General features: G+C 45.1%; 17 protein-coding genes and 1 riboswitch. Of the genes, 13 read left to right on the top strand and 4 right to left on the bottom strand.

Annotation, left to right across the window (positions count from 1 at the left end; all coding sequences use genetic code 11):
* The first annotated feature begins 38 nt into the window (after positions 1 to 38).
* The gene (erm, locus tag I8U21_RS08575) at positions 39 to 842 is read left to right on the top strand and encodes a 23S ribosomal RNA methyltransferase Erm (RefSeq protein WP_037995939.1); all 804 of its coding nucleotides are present in this window, start codon (positions 39 to 41) and stop codon (positions 840 to 842) included.
* A gap of 86 nt (positions 843 to 928) precedes the next feature.
* Complete coding sequence (locus I8U21_RS08570; protein ID WP_198053713.1) at positions 929 to 1552, top strand: LysE family translocator; 624 nt, start codon at positions 929 to 931, stop codon at positions 1550 to 1552.
* Between the two features lie 840 nt (positions 1553 to 2392).
* Here I8U21_RS08570 and asnB read toward each other — a convergent pair.
* Entirely contained in the window at positions 2393 to 4216 is a 1824-nt protein-coding gene (asnB, locus tag I8U21_RS08565; protein WP_181732152.1) for an asparagine synthase (glutamine-hydrolyzing), read from the bottom strand.
* Positions 4217 to 4645: 429 nt separating this feature from the next.
* Between asnB and I8U21_RS08560 the strand changes: the two genes are divergently transcribed.
* On the top strand, positions 4646 to 5296 hold the full coding sequence (locus tag I8U21_RS08560; protein ID WP_181732151.1) for a YhbD family protein: 651 nt from the start codon (positions 4646 to 4648) through the stop codon (positions 5294 to 5296).
* Positions 5289 to 5996 (top strand): bactofilin family protein, encoded by a 708-nt coding sequence (locus I8U21_RS08555; protein WP_049720116.1) that lies wholly within the window; start codon positions 5289 to 5291, stop codon positions 5994 to 5996. The genes I8U21_RS08560 and I8U21_RS08555 overlap by 8 nt, the downstream gene beginning before the upstream one ends.
* A 34-nt stretch (positions 5997 to 6030) precedes the next feature.
* On the opposite strand, the gene I8U21_RS08550 is transcribed toward I8U21_RS08555, so the two are convergent.
* The gene (locus tag I8U21_RS08550; RefSeq protein ID WP_198053712.1) at positions 6031 to 6591 is read right to left on the bottom strand and encodes a thioredoxin family protein; all 561 of its coding nucleotides are present in this window, start codon (positions 6589 to 6591) and stop codon (positions 6031 to 6033) included.
* 175 nt (positions 6592 to 6766) lie between these two features.
* Here I8U21_RS08550 and I8U21_RS08545 point away from each other — a divergent pair, with 175 nt between their 5' ends.
* From I8U21_RS08545 to I8U21_RS08535, 3 genes are all read left to right on the top strand, one after another.
* Positions 6767 to 7240 (top strand): thermonuclease family protein, encoded by a 474-nt coding sequence (locus I8U21_RS08545; protein WP_236533612.1) that lies wholly within the window; start codon positions 6767 to 6769, stop codon positions 7238 to 7240.
* Positions 7241 to 7331: 91 nt separating this feature from the next.
* On the top strand, positions 7332 to 8417 hold the full coding sequence (locus I8U21_RS08540; RefSeq protein ID WP_198053711.1) for a DUF2157 domain-containing protein: 1086 nt from the start codon (positions 7332 to 7334) through the stop codon (positions 8415 to 8417).
* Positions 8414 to 8965, top strand: a complete 552-nt coding sequence (locus tag I8U21_RS08535) for a GDYXXLXY domain-containing protein (protein WP_138614979.1) — start codon at positions 8414 to 8416, stop codon at positions 8963 to 8965. The genes I8U21_RS08540 and I8U21_RS08535 overlap by 4 nt, the downstream gene beginning before the upstream one ends.
* A gap of 34 nt (positions 8966 to 8999) precedes the next feature.
* On the opposite strand, the gene I8U21_RS08530 is transcribed toward I8U21_RS08535, so the two are convergent.
* Positions 9000 to 9416 carry a GNAT family N-acetyltransferase gene (locus I8U21_RS08530; RefSeq protein WP_181732147.1) on the bottom strand — a complete coding sequence of 139 codons (417 nt, stop codon included), beginning with the start codon at positions 9414 to 9416 and terminating at the stop codon, positions 9000 to 9002.
* Between the two features lie 105 nt (positions 9417 to 9521).
* On the opposite strand from I8U21_RS08530, the gene I8U21_RS08525 reads away from it, so the two are divergent.
* Together I8U21_RS08525 and I8U21_RS08520 are read left to right on the top strand one after the other, a co-directional pair.
* The gene (locus I8U21_RS08525; protein WP_198053710.1) at positions 9522 to 10913 is read left to right on the top strand and encodes an aminotransferase-like domain-containing protein; all 1392 of its coding nucleotides are present in this window, start codon (positions 9522 to 9524) and stop codon (positions 10911 to 10913) included.
* A gap of 65 nt (positions 10914 to 10978) precedes the next feature.
* Complete coding sequence (locus tag I8U21_RS08520; RefSeq protein ID WP_198053709.1) at positions 10979 to 11743, top strand: MerR family transcriptional regulator; 765 nt, start codon at positions 10979 to 10981, stop codon at positions 11741 to 11743.
* Positions 11744 to 11820: 77 nt separating this feature from the next.
* Here I8U21_RS08520 and lysA read toward each other — a convergent pair whose 3' ends face one another.
* Positions 11821 to 13137 (bottom strand): diaminopimelate decarboxylase, encoded by a 1317-nt coding sequence (gene lysA / locus I8U21_RS08515; RefSeq protein ID WP_198053708.1) that lies wholly within the window; start codon positions 13135 to 13137, stop codon positions 11821 to 11823.
* A gap of 101 nt (positions 13138 to 13238) precedes the next feature.
* Positions 13239 to 13430, bottom strand: a riboswitch (Lysine riboswitch).
* Positions 13431 to 13606: 176 nt separating this feature from the next.
* Here lysA and I8U21_RS08510 point away from each other — a divergent pair.
* From I8U21_RS08510 to I8U21_RS08495, 4 genes are all read left to right on the top strand, one after another.
* Entirely contained in the window at positions 13607 to 14509 is a 903-nt protein-coding gene (locus tag I8U21_RS08510; protein WP_198053707.1) for a cation diffusion facilitator family transporter, read from the top strand.
* A gap of 189 nt (positions 14510 to 14698) precedes the next feature.
* Positions 14699 to 14947, top strand: coding sequence for a hypothetical protein (locus I8U21_RS08505; protein WP_181732143.1), 249 nt, complete (start codon positions 14699 to 14701; stop codon positions 14945 to 14947).
* A 426-nt stretch (positions 14948 to 15373) separates the two neighbouring features.
* Complete coding sequence (locus I8U21_RS08500; RefSeq protein ID WP_198053706.1) at positions 15374 to 15964, top strand: Piwi domain-containing protein; 591 nt, start codon at positions 15374 to 15376, stop codon at positions 15962 to 15964.
* Between the two features lie 20 nt (positions 15965 to 15984).
* A complete protein-coding gene (locus tag I8U21_RS08495; RefSeq protein WP_198053705.1) occupies positions 15985 to 16227 on the top strand; it encodes a hypothetical protein in 243 nt (80 codons plus the stop codon).
* The last annotated feature ends 55 nt before the right edge of the window (positions 16228 to 16282 follow it).

Genomic DNA, 16282 nt, shown 5'->3' with positions numbered 1-16282 from the left:
TTGCTTTGCACCGGGCAGAATGCGGAAGGTGAGATAATATGAGTAAAAAGAAGTTAAGAAAAAATTTTCCGGGACAACATTTAATGAAAAGTAAACGGCTGGCAGCGGGCATTGTGGAGATGTCCGGAGTCGGCCCGGAGGATCAAGTGGTGGAAATCGGTGCAGGCAAAGGAGCTTTGACCGTTCATCTGGCGCAAAAAGCCAAAAAGGTCATCGCCATTGAAAACGATCTTTCTTTTGCAAAGATTTTGCGGGAAGAAATGAAACCACACAGGAATGTCAGGGTGATTGAAAAGGATTTTTTGGAAGTGAACTTGCCCGATAAACCGTATTCGGTGGTATCCAATATCCCTTATTCCATCACCACCCCGATATTGAAAAGATTGATGGACCGGCCTGAAAATCCGTTTCAAAACGGTTTGCTGGTGATGGAAAAAGGGGCGGCCAAACGCTTCACAAGCCATCCTTCCACGAACCCGCGCATTCTGGCTTGGCGGATGTATTTTGATTTAACGATGGGAAGGACCATCGCCCGGTATCATTTTGCACCGCCTCCCAAGGTGGATTCGGCCGTCTTGTTTATCAAGAGAAAAGCCCCTCCCTTGATTCCCGTCCGGTTTCGCACTTTGTTTTTTAAACTGGCGTCATATGCCCTGAAGCATCCGGAGTTGCCGGTCGGTGAGGTTTTCAGAGGGATTTTCACGGCACCGCAAATCACGCATCTTGTGAAAACGTTGAAGAAGAGCCGGAATACGCCGGTCGGACGGTTAAGCGACACAGAGTGGGCCGTGGTTTTCCATACCATGGTCCGGCATGTCCCGCCGTACCGCTGGCTGAAATAGCCGAAATAAAAAATCCTCCTGAAAAACAGGGGGATTTTTTAATATAATGAAAAACGATTTTTCATGGAAAGGGAGTACACCTGCTCATGGACATGACCAATGTTTTTTATTTTCTGCTGGCTTCTGTTGCACTCACTCTCATGCCGGGACCGGATATTCTCTTTGTGGCAACGCAAAGCATGGTGCAAGGAAAAAAAGGGGGGATCATGACGGCGCTCGGCTTGTGCACCGGTTTGTTGGGGCATACGGCCGCCGTGGCCGTTGGAATTTCGGCTGTCATTTATCATTCGGCGCTGGCGTTTCAAATCCTCAAGTATTTCGGCGCGGCTTATCTGCTTTTTTTGGCATGGCAAGCGTTGAAAAGCTCCGGCACCGGACCCGTGAAGCAAAAAAATTTGAAACAAAACGCTTTTGCCTTGTATAAACGGGGAATCTGGATGAATTTGCTCAATCCCAAAGTATCCATATTCTTTTTGGCTTTTTTGCCGCAATTTGTTTCCCCTCACGCAGGATCCATCACTCTTCAATTCATCGGGCTCGGAATGTTGTTTATCTTTCAGGCATTAACTATCTTCAGCCTGGTCTCGGTGGGAGCCGCTGCGTTGGGGGAAAAATTTTTGCAACCCTTCATCCGTTCCCGGGGCGTTCATTGGATCGAAGCCGCCATTTATACAATTTTAGGCCTTCGCCTGGTGTTTATGGAAAAGTGATCAGCCGGGACAAATGTAAAAAAACCTCTCCGGTAATGGAGAGGTTTTTTTATCAGAGATTATCTCTTGCCTTTAAAAAGTTATATTTTGAAGGTTTACAGGCTTTTTATCTTTTTGCTAAATTGAAAATAATTGATATTCCTGATGCTCATACAAGGATTTTTCGAGCGCTTGGATATGTCCAAAACCCCCAGGGTTGCTCGCAAAAGCTGAAACCCGTATGAAATAAAGGGAAAAGTCACTTCGCTTCGAGCTGATCCAAAAAAATAACCTGAAACTTTCTTTTAAAAAAGAAAGTATTCGAAAAACAGTGTTGAACCTCAAGCGTGTCAAGTATTTCAGACACATGCCGTCAGAATGATTACACCTCAACAAGAGGATTGAAACTTAGCTACTGTTCTTGCTATCTGCAGAGCAAATGTCGGTCAATGCGATTACACTTCTTCTGGAGAACTGAAACAAAAAAGCCCGCTCCTTTAATGGAGAGGGCTTTTAATTATTGTCCTGGGCTTGATTTGACATCATATATTGGCTGCGTTTTTGAAAAAACACGTGGCTAAATTCTTCTAATTGTTCATTTTAGAGTGATTTTGCCAGAAGGGCCGCTGAACCCATTAGCCCATCAATGCTGTGATCTGCCTTAACAAAGAAGGAAACCGGACTCCTTTCCAAGTATACGAAGGAACAGACAGGCACATGGGTGATTGGATACCCTGATCCAACGAATCCGCGAGGCGGAGGAAGAGAATCGAAGCCCCTACCAGGCATGAGATGTTGGAGTTTTGTTGCCGGAAAGCCAAAAGGCTGAGTGCCTTGCGGACACTCAGCCTTTTCATGAGACTACAGTTTCAGGGAGATATTGTAGTCTTTCATCCATTTGTTGACTTGGAGGATATATTCCATCATTTTTCCGACTTCAAACGGAGATTTTTCAAAGAGATTGTCGGAAATGTGACGGATTTTTTGTTTGTCCAAAAGCAGTGCAACCGGCGCTTGCGGATCTTCGATCAATTCATTCAACATCTTGCGGATGTTTTGATAGTAAACCGGATCCGTTGTGGACGGATATGCACTTTTCTTGCGGGTGCGCACTTCTTCCGGCAGATAACCTTTGAATGTACGGCGCAACAGGCTTTTTTCGACTTTGTCGACGGTTTTCATCGAATAAGGAATATTGAATAAGTATTGAACCAATCGGTAATCGCTGAACGGAACACGCGCTTCAAAACTGTTATGCATGCTGATGCGATCTTTCCGTTCCAACATAAACGGCAGGAAGCGGGTGATGAAAAGGTAAGACATTTCCCGTTGTTTTTCTTCGATTCCCGTTTCCCCGTCCAATTTCGGAACCTCACTGACCGCTTCCTGGTATCTGCGGTTTCTGTGCTCTTCCGGCTGGAGTGTTTTGATCGCCTCTTCATTCAAAACATCTTTGAAGTAGCGAATTTGTGCGCTCCACGGGAACGTTCCGGAGAACAAAAATTCATCCTGATGGAACCAAGGATATCCGCTGAAAACTTCATCTGCAGATTCTCCGGAGAGCGTGGCTGCCGCATTTTTCTTCATTTCACTGAACAACAGATGCAACGATGCTTCCATTTCACCCAGTGCCGGCAAGTCGTGTGCCTCCACAGGGAGGAATACATGTTCCGTCAACTGATCATGGTTAATGATGACAGTATGGTGATCGGTATTTGCATATTCCGCAACGATTTTAACATACGGCTCATCCCGGCTGACATGCAACAAGTCGGCTTTGAAATGTTTGTCGCTTCCGGCAAAGTCAAGGGAATAGGTACCGAGTTGTTTTCCTTCTTCCGCCAAATACCGGGCAGCCATGGAAGTAAGACCACTGGAATCCAACCCGCCCGATAACATGGAGACGATCGGGGCATCGGCGATCAATTGGCGTTTCACAGTGTCTTTCAGGATTTCCCGGATTTTTTCAACAGTGGTATCCACATCGTCTTCATGCGGTGTGCTTTCCAATTTCCAATATTGATGATGATCGGCTTTTTCTTTTGTGAAAACAATGTAATGACCCTGTTTGACTTCCTGAATTCCGCGGAACACACCAAAACCGGGGGTGCGGATGGGTCCCATTCCGAAAAGTTCGCTGAAGCCTTCGACATCCACTTCCGGTTTGACTTCCGGATGGGCCAGGATGGCTTTCAATTCGGAACCAAATAAAACTCCGGAATTATGTACTTTGTAAAAGAGGGGTTTGACTCCGATGCGATCCCGGGCCAAAATCAATGCTTGGCGACGTTCATCCCAAATGGCAAAGGCAAACGCCCCGTTGATGCGCTGGATGAAATCTTCTCCCCATTCCAAATAGCTGTGCAGCAAAACTTCTGCATCCGATTCCGTTCCAAAACGATGTCCGAGATTTTCAAGTTCTGCTTTCAAATCTTTAAAGTTATAGATAAACCCGTCAAAGGAGAGTACGATGGAATGATCCCCTGAGCGATAAACCATCGGCTGTTTTCCACCGGCAGGATCGATGACAAAGAGACGGCGGTGACCAATCGCTGCACGTTCCGAAAACCAATAACCTTCATCATCGGGACCGCGATGTTGAATCGCGTTGGTCATTTTGCTTAAAACATTTTGTTCTCCCGACAAATCTCTTTCCCAATCAATCCAACCTGCAATTCCACTCATGAATGAATCATCTCCCATAAAAGAATCAACAAAATTATCAATATATTTAATTATAAAACAAGAAGAAGAAAATAAAAATATTTTTTTACATATTTATATAATATTCTATGTGAAATATTAAAAAAACCCGCTTTTTAAATGCGTTTTATGTAATTTATCATGAAAACAAGTAAAATTTTTACATAACGCAAAACATATGGAAATGCAGGGGAGGATTGGCAAAAAAATCCGGTTTAGCTCCCAAAGAACAGGACACAAAAGCCGTCCCGACAAATTGCAAAAGGCTACGAAACAAACCGTAACCGTCGGCATCATGCGCTGCAGAGGAGAGGAGTTTTTTAATTTCTTGAGCTGAAAATAAGATGGGGCATTCGCCTCTTTTTTACGTAACAATGTTATGTTACAATAATGACGAGGAGGTGTCGGGGAATGGATCAAGACTTGATTTCAAAAAAAGACCTGTTGAAAGAAACAGGCATTTCATACGGACAATTATACCGTTGGAAACGAAAAAACTTGATTCCGGAAGAATGGTTTATCCGCAAATCCACCTACACCGGGCAGGAAACCTTTTTCCCTCGCGATAAAATACTGCAACGAGTGAATAAAATCATCAGCTTAAAAGACGATTTGTCTTTGGATGAGATTGCGCAAATGTTTTCTCCCCGGTTTACGGAAATCTCGCTAACGAAAGAGCAAATTCAAGAGAAAAAGATTGTTTCGGATGTTGTGCTTGAACTGCACCTGTCCATCCATGGTCAATCCAATGTGTTTACCTTGGAACAACTCTTTTATCTCTATGTTCTGGATCAGTTGCTTGAAACGGGTGAAATCACCCTGGACGAAGGAAAATCGCTGTATCTGTTTTTGAAAAACAATTCCCACCGGTTTGAAAAGAAAAATGCAGAGTTATTCGTCGTCCGCAAACTGGGGGTCACCACTTATATTTTGGTGAATGAAATTAAAGAAATTTGTTTTGATGATCGTGTGAAAGTGCTCCTGCGCATTTCGCTTGCAGAGGAATTGGAAAAGTTAAAAGGGAAAATTCAACATTTCGGATGGGGAGATGCAAATGAGTGATTTACTGATCAACGGGTACGGAAATTTTTCGGGTGGTACATTCGAAAAGGTCCGCATCAACGGATTGGGAAAAGTAAATGGCGACCTGGATTGCCGGTTGTTTATCACAAACGGGGACAGTGTCGTGGAAGGAAACGTGCAAACACAAACGGTGAAAGTCAGTGGTTCGTCGGCGATTGAAGGGAAACTGAAGGCGGATGAAACAAAAGTGAATGGCCAATTGACGACAGAAGGGGATGTGCACACCCAAAACATCACGCTCAACGGGACCGCCCAAGTAAAAGGAAATTTCATCGCCGACCAGGCAGACATCCGCGGAACCTTAAAGGTTGACGAAGACTTGGAAGCAGAGTCCGTGGTGATCAAAGGGGTTTTTATCATCAAAGGGCTGTTAAATGCCGGAAACATTCAAGTGGAATTGCTCGGCAATGCCAAAGCAAAGGAAATTGGCGGAGAGAAGATCGTCGTCAAAAAGAACAGCTTTGCTTTAAACAAATGGCTGAAATCCTTTTTTGCCGACAAAACGTTGCAAGCCGAAGTGATTGAAGGGGATGATATCGAATTGGAATACACCCACGCCGGCATTGTCAGGGGAAAAAATGTGAAGATCGGCCCCGGCTGCAAAGTGGACGTGGTGGAATACCAAAATTCGTTTGATCAACATGATCAAGCGGAGGTCAAAGAAAGCAAGCAAGTCTGAGGATACCGCCCCGGACTTGCTTGCAGGGGCGGCTTCATGCTTGCTTCCATTTAATATTGCAACCCAGACTGGGTTTTTGTGTGACCGTCACCGGCTCACCGTTAATGATTTGATCCAATGCGGCACGGATGGATTCGCCGGTCACCGGAATGTCATTCCCCGGGCGGGAATCATCCAATTGCCCCCGGTAAACACATTTCAGATCGCCGTCAAAAATATAGAAATCCGGCGTGCAAGCTGCTTGGTAAGCCTTGGCTGTTTCCTGGGTTTCGTCGAATAAATACGGAAACGGGTATTGGAGTTTTTCTACCACTTCTTTCATTTTCTCCGGCGAATCATCCGGATATTGCTCCGCATCATTGGAGTTGATGGCGATAAAGGAAATTCCTTTCGGAATGTAATCATTGGCCAGTTGCACCAACTGATTCTGAACATGTTTTACATAAGGACAATGGTTACAGATAAACATGATGACCGTGGCAATGGAGGATTTTACATCTTGTAAGGCCACCGTTTTTCCGGACACCGCATCCGGCAATGCAAAATCCGGGGCTTCTTTTCCGAGCGGGAACATATTCGATTCCGTTTTCGCCATATCTGCATCCACCTCTTTATGTTTTTTCCGTATTATAACATTTCGCTCTCTCCTAGAGGAAGATGCAAAGAGGGAACGGATTTTCGTCAAAAAATTCTAAAATAAACAAGGATTTATGCTATAATAACGTTAAAGCGATGAAAGATTCGCAGAGAGGATGGGCTCTTTGCCACCGGTGAACAAAAGAATTCCGATTGAAGTTGTGCGGGTGATTGACGGAGACACTTTGAAAATCAAGAGGAATCAAAAACTGGAACGGGTCCGGCTTCTGTATATTGATGCCCCCGAGCTCAATTCCGCCAATTTGTTGGAACATTTCAAAGCGCTTGAGGCCAGAAAGTACATTGTCAGTCTCATCCATCGCGGCCGGAGTGTCACCATCGAGCAAGGCGCCTTTAAGCGGGACCATTACGGCCGGATTCTTGCCCATGTGTATGTGGATGACATGCATTTGCAACCGCTTTTGCTGAAAAGAGGATTGGCCCGTTGCGTGATTCCGAACCGGGCGCGAAAATTGAAATCAGAACGGAAATATCTGAAAGAGTTCCGGCGTTTGGAAATCATGGCACAAAAAGCCGGGCGCGGGATATGGGAATATGAGCAAAACAACGGCACGATCTTAAGCCGGGTGAAAAGCATTCAATCTTAAAGACAGGGATCCTGGGAAAGGGTGTCCCTGTTTTTCATTTTCGTACGAACCGCATCATGATATAGTCAAAGCATGGAGGGGGGATGCCAAGTTGCACAAAAAGAAAATCATTTCTTCATCAAAGTACCAGTGGCTCCGGATGGAACTTTCCCGTTTTGAAGAAGCCGGGATCATCGATTCCTCGCAAGTTCAACAGATCTTATCTTCTTATGAGGTGAAAGGGAAAGGGAGTGCAGGTTTTATCCGCATCTTGTTGATTTTGGGTTCCGTTTTGATCGGTGTGGGCATTCTCAGTTTTATCGCCGGGAATTGGGAGGCGCTTCCCCGAACGGTAAAATTTCTGCTGATTTTGTTTGGACTGACGGGCGCTTATTTCACCGGCTGGAAACTGGAAGATTCATATCCCAAAACTTCCAAAAGCTTTTATTATATCGGCGCGGCAATATACGGAGCAGGGATTTTTCTCGTGGGTCAGATGTTTCACAGCTCATCGCCTTATCAACAGGCCTTTTTGGTTTGGGCCCTCGGGACCGTACCGTTGGCACTCTACTTAAAAGACCGTTGGGTGATGATCCTGTCCATTGTGTTTATCGGCATTTATGCCTCGCCGGCTTGGGATGCATCCGTGCCGTATCCTTTCTGGGTTTGGGTTTTTATTCCGCTTTTTTACGGATGCAATGAGCGCTGGTTGAACCGAAACCGTCAAGTGTTTTTCTTTGCCAATGCGCTTTTGATCCTCACGATCTGGGCGACTTTCGTCCGGTGGGAATGGCACGGGGGAGTCAATGCATTCATTTTGTTATTGCTGGGAGCAGGCATGACGTTTCTCAACATCCGGCCTTATGCGGAGGTGTTGAAACAGCAAGGAGCCCTCATTCACGGGGTTGCTGCCATTGTACTTACTTATCCGGACTTTTGGGAAATGTGGGGGGGAGTGTTTCATGCCCCGCTTTTGGGATATGCAGTCGCAGTGGCTTATCTTGCCTTTTTGATTTTTTTGCTCAGAAAGAAACAGCTTTCGGCTGTGGTGATTTCCTGTGCACTCATTTTTCGGTTCTATCTGGACTTATCCATCGAATTTCTTCCCAAGTCACTCTATTTCTTGATCGGCGGCATTTTGCTCATTCTCAGCGGTTATTGGATTGAAAAAAGCCGGAAAAGGGGGGGAGGGAAATGAAAAACATCCCCAACCGGTGGTTTTGGATCGTTCTTCTCATTCCGGTCGTTTCCCTGGTTTCCATGACCGTGCAACCATTGCTTGCTTTCATGAGCGGCGAACAGGTTACGCTCAAAACCATCCCGGTGGATCCGAAAGATTTGTTTTACGGGGACTATGTCCGGTTAAAATTGGAGATTGAGGAAGTGGACCGTTCCCGCTTTGATCCGCAGCTCGCACAGAAGGCTGCCCACCATCTGCCTGACCCGGGCATCCCGGTTTACGTCTCCCTAAAACCCAAGGGGAATCACTACATCGTGGACCGGGTTTCTGAAAAGAAGCCGCCCGGTGGCTTGTATCTGAAAGGAACGCTTCAAAAACCGGTGTTTCCCTTTCGGGATGGAGAGAAATACCGGGTGGATTATCATTTGGACCGCTATTATGTCGAGGAAGGATCCGGAGAAAAGTGGGAAGCCTTGGCCCAAAATGGCGGAGTTCTGGTTGAAGTCAAAGTGAAAAACGGTTACGGGGTGATCGTCGGAATCAAAGAAAGCCCCGGCAAATCATGAAAAACACGAGCGATTTCCCGCTCGTGTTTTTGGTTTAATCGACGGATTTTTTCCTTCTCATCAATTCTTCCCGTTTAAATCCAAACCGTTCATAAAGACCGTGCGCATCCCGGGTTGCCAAAATCATGCTGGTATCCCGCACAGCCTCATGTGATAGGAGGAATTTCAGCATCCATTTGGCCAATCCTTGCCGGCGATGATCCGGATGAATGATGACGTCACAAATCCAGGAAAAAGTGGCATAATCCGTTACCACCCGCATGAAACCCACTTGTCCTTCTTCTCCGTAGACGCCGAAACACAATGAATTTTCCATGCTTTTCACAATGGTTTCTTTGGTCCGGTGTCCGGCCCAATAAGTGGTTTGCAACAAACGGCAGACGGCATCCACATCCAACAAATCCTTCTGGTCACTGATCCAATAGGGTAATGTTTCGTGTCTCCATTCCATCTGTATCCCTCCCGGAAATTCCCCTTCAGTATAATGGATGTAAATGAGTTAAAAAATGCTTAATTTTCTTATCTGTACCGGTACACAAGATGGAGGGAAGAAACCATGGCGGAAAGGAAATATGAAATGATTAAAAATGCGATAAAGAAAGAACTTCAGTCCGGAGCGCTGCAACCTGGCGAAAAATTGCCTTCCATCCGTTCGCTGTCCGCCAGGTTTTCCTGCAACAAAAACACGGTGATCCGCGCTTACCAAGAGCTTGAAAAAGAACATTTGATTTATTCCGTTCCCAAAAGCGGTTACTATTCCATCCGCCGCCCCGGAGTGCCCGACGAGGATGAAGCTGCGGAATTCATTGATTTTTCTTCAGCCAATCCGGATCCGGAAATCATGCCATACAAAGATTTTCAACATTGTCTGAACCGTGCCATTGAACTGTATCAGGATGAACTCTTCACCTATTCCGATCCACAGGGGTTTTTGTCTTTGCGCAAAGAATTGGTCAAACATCTGGCGGATTATCAGATTTTCACCCGTCCGGAACAGGTTTCGATTGTCTCCGGATCCCAGCAAGCCCTGAATTTGTTGGCCATGATGCCTTTCCCCAACGGAAAAAATGTGATTTTGGTGGAACAGCCAACCTATCATGGGATGATTCGGATTATTGATGCACTCGGTTTAACAGCCATTGGCATCCGGCGAACCAAAAAAGGGATTGATCTTGATGAGTTGGAATGCCATTTCCGTAACAATCAAATTAAGTTTTTCTATACCATGCCGCGTTTTCACAACCCGCTTGGCACAAGTTATGACCAGGAAGTGAAAAAGCAGATCGCTAAACTGGCTGCAAAATATGATGTCTACATTGTGGAGGATGATTATTTGCTGGACTTGGAAACGGATCCCAAGAACGATCCCGTTTTCAGTTATGATTTGTCCGGTCATACCATTTATCTGAAAAGCTTTTCCAAAGTCATGTTGCCGGGGATGAGGATGGGGGCGATCCTTCTTCCGTCCATTCTGACAGAAAGCTTCCGCCTGTTTAAATCTGCCTGTGACATCAGTTCGGCCACACTGTCCCAAGCTGCTTTGGAAATCTATTTAAAATGCGGCATGTATTCCCGTCACACTGCGTCGATGCGAGATCTTTACCAAAAACGGATGAAAATTCTCAAAGAAGTGTGTGATCTGCATCTCCCCCCGGAGATGAACGTAGCCGCGGAAACAGACGGAATTTTCAGTCAATTGTATCTCCCAAAGCAACTGCCGGCCAAAGAATGGATTGCCTGCTTGAGGCAACACCATATCCTTGTCTCATCCATTGACCATTGTTTCCTGAAAACCTTCCCGAAAGTGAACGGATTCCGGTTAAGCATCATACAAACCGACAAAACTCAAATTGAAAAAGGCATTCGCATAATGGGAGAAGTGTACAAAAAACAGTTGAAATCCAAATCAATCGCCTTCCCACCCAAAACAGTGATTCATTGGATATGACAGAAAAAATGATTGACCTTGACGCATACGTCAAGGTGTACAGTGAAGATGCAGGAGGTGAAATCATGGAATACACCGTGCAGAAATTGGCCCGGTTGGCCGGCGTCAGCACACGGACCCTTCGTTACTATGATGAAATCGGAATCTTAAAACCTGCACGGATCAATTCATCCGGGTACCGGATTTACGGCCCTAACGAAGTGGACCGTCTGCAGCAAATTCTGTTTTACAAGGAGCTCGGGGTGAAACTGGATGTGATTAAAGAGATCATCACGTCCCCGGACTATGACGGGCTCAAAGCGCTTCACGAACATCGCCGGCAACTGATGCAAAAACGGGAACATCTGGACCGTTTGATTGCCAATGTGGAAAAAACCATTGATGCGATGGAGGGGAGAGGAACCATGACGGATCAAGAGAAATTTGAAGCTTTCAAAAAACGGATGGTTGAAGAAAATGAAGAGAAGTACGGGAAAGAGATCCGCGAGAAATATGGAGCCGAGGTGGTCAACCGCTCCAATGAAAAACTGCTCGGGATGACCAAAGAAGAATACGAAAAAATGCAACACTTGAATGATGAGATCTTTGAAACGCTGGCCCGGGCTTATCAGCAGGGAGACCCGGCCGGGGAACTGGCCCAAAAAGCGGCGGATCTGCATAAACAATGGCTGATGTTTTCTTGGAGTGATTACAGCAAGGAAGCTCACGCCAACCTTGCGCAAATGTATGTGGATGATGAACGTTTCAAAGCCTACTATGAGAAGGAGCCGGGGATGACTGAATTTTTGAGAGACGCCATTTTCATCTATACCGGCATGCACAAAGGATAAAAGATGCAAACCCGTCATGATACATCCCGATGACCAACGGATTCCCGGCTGGATCATCGGGATGTTTTTTAAGGAATTTATGAAGTGGCATAAACTTTTTTTCTCAAATCTTTCCGGATTAAATCATCATAGGTTTCGCGTTCAATCACCACACGTGGGGTTCCGTTTTTGACAAAGACGACGGCCGGACGGGGAAGACGGTTATAGTTGCTTGCCATCGAATATCCGTAGGCGCCGGTGGAAAAGATGGCCAACAGATCATTGCTACTGACTTTCGGCAAACAAAGATCCTGAATTAAAAGATCGCCTGATTCACAACACTTTCCGGCAATGGTCACCGTCTCTTCCAAAGCGGCATCCGCTTTGTTGGCCAAAACGGCATGATATTTGGCTTGGTAAAGAGCCGGGCGGATGTTGTCGGTCATGCCGCCGTCAATGGAAACATATTTGCAGATTCCCGGGATTTCCTTGATGGCGCCGACCCGGTAAATGGTGATCCCGGCATTTCCCACAATGCTGCGCCCGGGTTCCACCCATATTTCCGGGATTTTCAATCCCCGTTCATTCCATGCTTTTTTCACTTCTTCCGTGATGGCTTGTACATAATGTTCAATCGGAAGCGGCCGGTCTTCATCGGTATATTGAATCCCAAACCCGCCGCCGACATTTAAAACTTTTACTTCAAAGCCGGTTTCGGCGCGGATCTCATCCAGATGCTTCCGAATCATTTGAATCGATTGAATAAAGCCTTCCGTTTCGAAAATTTGCGATCCGATGTGGACATGAACTCCCAGCAATTCATAAAAGGGTTTGGCCAACGCCCGTTTGACCGCCATCAAAGATTGCCCGTGTTTGACACTGAAGCCGAATTTGGAATTTTCCTGGCCGGTGGTGATGTATTCATGCGTATGGACTTCAATACCGGGGGTCAACCGGAGCAAAATTTTCACGTTTTTGCGGTACGCTTCGGCCAAGTCATGAAGCATCTCCAGTTCAAAAAAGTTATCGACGACAAAACAGCCGATGTCAGCTTCCAGAGCCATCCGGAGTTCTGCTTCCGATTTGTTGTTCCCGTGAAAATGAATGCGATCTGCAGGAAAGCCGGCCTGAAGGGCCGTATAAAGTTCACCGCCGGATACGACATCCAGCGAAAGGTTTTCTTCATGTGCCAATTCCGCCATGGCCAAACAACTGAACGCTTTACTGGCATAGGCCACTTGGTGGGGACAACCGCTTTTTTGAAAAGCCAGCAAAAAACGTCTCGCATTTTGGCGGATTTGCATTTCATCATACACAAACAGCGGCGTGCCGAATTGTTCCGCCAGTTTGACCGTGTCACATCCGCCGATTTCCAAATGGCCGGAGTTGTTAATCCTCAAGTGATGCAAAAACATATAAAAAAACCTCCTAATCAACTGGTGTTAGGAGAGACAGGCAAGGGCAGAATCCCCATCCGTGAGACAGGTCGATATTTCACCACACCATAACCATTTCTCCTAAAGATAGCGCACCACACGATTCAAGAGAAGTGAACCGTGTGACAGTCCCGTTCCTGTTCGGAGACGGGCCCAGCCTGCTTGCCCAGAGAAACAAACAGACTTCGGCGGCTTTTCCTTTCCTTCACAGTCATCGGCATCTCTGTACCTCGCGGGAAGTACTCATAAAAGCCGCAACCTCTACCTCATCACTAGTTATGATGAGGTTTTTTTCAATATGATTTTTATTGGTGATTTTAATTACGTTCCAGTATAAAGGAAAGGACACATAAATTGCAAGGAATTGTTCAGATCTTTACAAATTCAAAATGAAAAAAGCATTTTTTAGGCATAATGATAAGATAAGAAACCAAAAAAAGGTGATCGGATGAAGCTCAAATCGAAATTGCAAACCCCGATGACGGCAGCGTGGATCGGGTTGGTCAGCAATATTGCCCTGACCATTTTGAAACTGATGGTCGGCTTTCTGTTTCAAAGCCCTTCCCTGATTGCCGACGGCTTTCACAATTTGGCCGATATCGCGGCATCCGGCGCCACCTTGGGCTCCATGCGGATTTCCAAGATGCCGGCCGACCGGGAGCATCCTTACGGCCACGGGAAAGCGGAAGTAATTGCTTCCGGCATGGTCGCAATTGTGTTGCTTTTGATTTCCCTGTTTATGATTTATGAATCCGTTGCCGCCCTGTTTGGGCCGTTTGTCGAAGCGCATGTCCTTTCCTTGCTTGCCGCCGTGATTTCGCTGATTTGGAAACAAATTCTTTATGTCTATACCATCAAAATTGGAAAAAGGGTAAACAGCAAAGGATTAATCGCAACCGCATATGACCATTTGTCGGATGTCTACGCTTCCCTTGCCGCCGTGGTCGGGATTGGCCTGGCGTTATGGGGACAGCACCAGTCGGTTCCTTTTGCGGAATACGGCGATCCGTTGGCCAGTATCGTCGTTTCCCTTCTGATTTTGCGCGTTGCCATTCATATGGGAAAAGAAGCCGTCGATATTTTAATGGAACGCAACATCCCGGAAGAAGAGTTGAAGATTTACCGGGAATTAATCCTGAAGGTAGACGGCGTCAAGCGGATTGATCAATTGCGGGGCCGGGAACACGGCCATTACCGTTTGATCGATGTCCGTGTCGGGGTGCCTGCGGATTTGACGGTCAAAGAGGGGCACGATATTGCCTCGCGGGTCAAAGAAACGTTGATGAATGAATTCCAGGAAATCCAAGAAGTCTTTGTGCACGTCAATCCTTGGCAACCGCCGGAACCGTAAATTTTTCAAAGAGAACACTAGAAAGGAGAATAAAGATTCGATATACATAATAATGGGAGTGACACGGGAGGAGGGATCCGGACGATTCACTACGATTTCCATCTGACAAGGAGCGATTATTGGCTGGACAGTCCAAAAAAACCGATCGGAATTGGTGAATGGCAACAGGTTGTGGAAAAAGACTCGGAAATGAAACTGGTCAATGCCGTCGAATTAAAAACCGTCACCGGCGAAGTGATCAAGCTTGAAGACGAAGGACTTTCTTTATGGACCAACCCCGAAAACGGGGATATGACTTATTTTACATATCGCGACGGGCGGATCTCGGTGAAAAGCCCATCCGACGGCAAATTGCAGTACCAAGTCTTGCGCAAAATGAAGCAACTGGCGGAAGAATTGGAAGCCAATGTTCAAGGAGATGATGGTGAATTTTATTAATCATGCGGTGTCGCTCCCCGGAACATAAAATTCATCAAAAAAAGAAGCACTTACAAATCGAAGTGCTTCTTTTTTTCTGCTTTTTACAACAACAAATCACATAAACTCTTCTTCACCGCAGTTTTCAAGACTATCTTTATTTGCTCCAACTTGTGATCGATATTAAGTTCATAAAATTAATAATTGAATGATAAAAAACGTCATGCAACAAGCTGAGGAGTAAATTTAAATAACAAGCAATTCAGTGGGCTTATATTGCCCAAAGAAGGGTTTTAGAAAAAAACGAAGAAATATAATTATATAAAAATAAAATTATTATTAAAAATATTAGTCATTTACTGAGTGCAGGAGGGAGCATATTGGATAATTATATATTAACAGAGTATAAAGCTGGATCAACCATTTGAAAGAGAGTGGCAGAAAAAGATGTCCGAAGTGTTCATAACCAAATTGGAAAATAGATCAAGACAATGGGGGATTAAATTACAATGTACAGGTAATCAAATTCTCCCCACTTCTAATCATCACGCTCTTAGACTTCATTTGAAAGATATCGATTTAGACACTGAAATCATATCTGTAGTTCTTCTTGATGAAACAAAACAAAAGGGAGAAGAGGTTTATTCTACCATAAAAAAAGAATTAGGAGGAAATCGTGGAGCTCATACCCAAGTCATTCTTATTGATTCATTGAAAAATGAATATACAATCCCACAGATTCTCTTAGGAATTTATACGAAAGCAGGATTACAGCCTTGGGTATTACATCAGCCATTACATGCAGATTGTTATGTTGGTTATGATGTAAGCCATGAAAATGGCCGACATACTACGGGAATTGTTCAGGTGTTCGGCAAAGATGGTAGCCAAATCTTCTCTCAACCTATTTCTTCTGCAGAAGCGGGAGAAAAAGTCAGTGCAGAGGATATGTGGAGGAAATTGACTGGATCAAAGATGGATTATCCAATCGAGAGCTCACTAATGGCCAATCAATTGCTTTTGATTACATTTCGGTGATTAAAGAATGCGGCAGGAGAATGGCATATTTTGATGATATAAAAAAGAAATACGTCAATGTTCCTGGAATTGCTTATCTTGATGACAATGCCCAGAAGGTTTATCTTTGCTCGACGGACCCATATGAAAAAGTTGGGATGTCAAAACCTATAAAAATAGAAAAGAAAATAGGAGAAATGACACTGGAACAAATTGTAGAAGATATCTATCATCTGTCGTTCATGAACATTCATACCGATCGTAAAGTACATTTTTACCAGTGACAACGAACTATGCTGATAAAAGTTCCACTTTCTTCAGTAGAGGTTATTTATCTTC

The organism is Thermoactinomyces sp. CICC 23799 (assembly GCF_016055145.1).
GTDB classification, from domain to species: Bacteria; Bacillota; Bacilli; order Thermoactinomycetales; family Thermoactinomycetaceae; genus Thermoactinomyces; species Thermoactinomyces intermedius.
This window is presented reverse-complemented; position numbering and strand designations above follow the sequence as displayed.

What these genes read in the sequence shown, in the direction of transcription:
- I8U21_RS08505 (WP_181732143.1), top strand. Translation starts at nt 14,699, where the DNA reads ATGAAACTGGTCAATGCCGTCGAATTAAAAACCGTCACCGGCGAAGTG.
- asnB (WP_181732152.1), bottom strand. Translation starts at nt 4,216, where the DNA reads ATGAGTGGAATTGCAGGTTGGATTGATTGGGAAAGAGATTTGTCGGGA.
- I8U21_RS08530 (WP_181732147.1), bottom strand. Translation starts at nt 9,416, where the DNA reads ATGGAATGGAGACACGAAACATTACCCTATTGGATCAGTGACCAGAAG.
- I8U21_RS08520 (WP_198053709.1), top strand. Translation starts at nt 10,979, where the DNA reads ATGGAATACACCGTGCAGAAATTGGCCCGGTTGGCCGGCGTCAGCACA.
- erm (WP_037995939.1), top strand. Translation starts at nt 39, where the DNA reads ATGAGTAAAAAGAAGTTAAGAAAAAATTTTCCGGGACAACATTTAATG.
- I8U21_RS08500 (WP_198053706.1), top strand. Translation starts at nt 15,374, where the DNA reads ATGTCCGAAGTGTTCATAACCAAATTGGAAAATAGATCAAGACAATGG.
- I8U21_RS08510 (WP_198053707.1), top strand. Translation starts at nt 13,607, where the DNA reads ATGAAGCTCAAATCGAAATTGCAAACCCCGATGACGGCAGCGTGGATC.
- lysA (WP_198053708.1), bottom strand. Translation starts at nt 13,137, where the DNA reads ATGTTTTTGCATCACTTGAGGATTAACAACTCCGGCCATTTGGAAATC.
- I8U21_RS08535 (WP_138614979.1), top strand. Translation starts at nt 8,414, where the DNA reads ATGAAAAACATCCCCAACCGGTGGTTTTGGATCGTTCTTCTCATTCCG.
- I8U21_RS08570 (WP_198053713.1), top strand. Translation starts at nt 929, where the DNA reads ATGGACATGACCAATGTTTTTTATTTTCTGCTGGCTTCTGTTGCACTC.
- I8U21_RS08525 (WP_198053710.1), top strand. Translation starts at nt 9,522, where the DNA reads ATGGCGGAAAGGAAATATGAAATGATTAAAAATGCGATAAAGAAAGAA.
- I8U21_RS08550 (WP_198053712.1), bottom strand. Translation starts at nt 6,591, where the DNA reads ATGGCGAAAACGGAATCGAATATGTTCCCGCTCGGAAAAGAAGCCCCG.
- I8U21_RS08555 (WP_049720116.1), top strand. Translation starts at nt 5,289, where the DNA reads ATGAGTGATTTACTGATCAACGGGTACGGAAATTTTTCGGGTGGTACA.
- I8U21_RS08495 (WP_198053705.1), top strand. Translation starts at nt 15,985, where the DNA reads ATGGCATATTTTGATGATATAAAAAAGAAATACGTCAATGTTCCTGGA.
- I8U21_RS08560 (WP_181732151.1), top strand. Translation starts at nt 4,646, where the DNA reads ATGGATCAAGACTTGATTTCAAAAAAAGACCTGTTGAAAGAAACAGGC.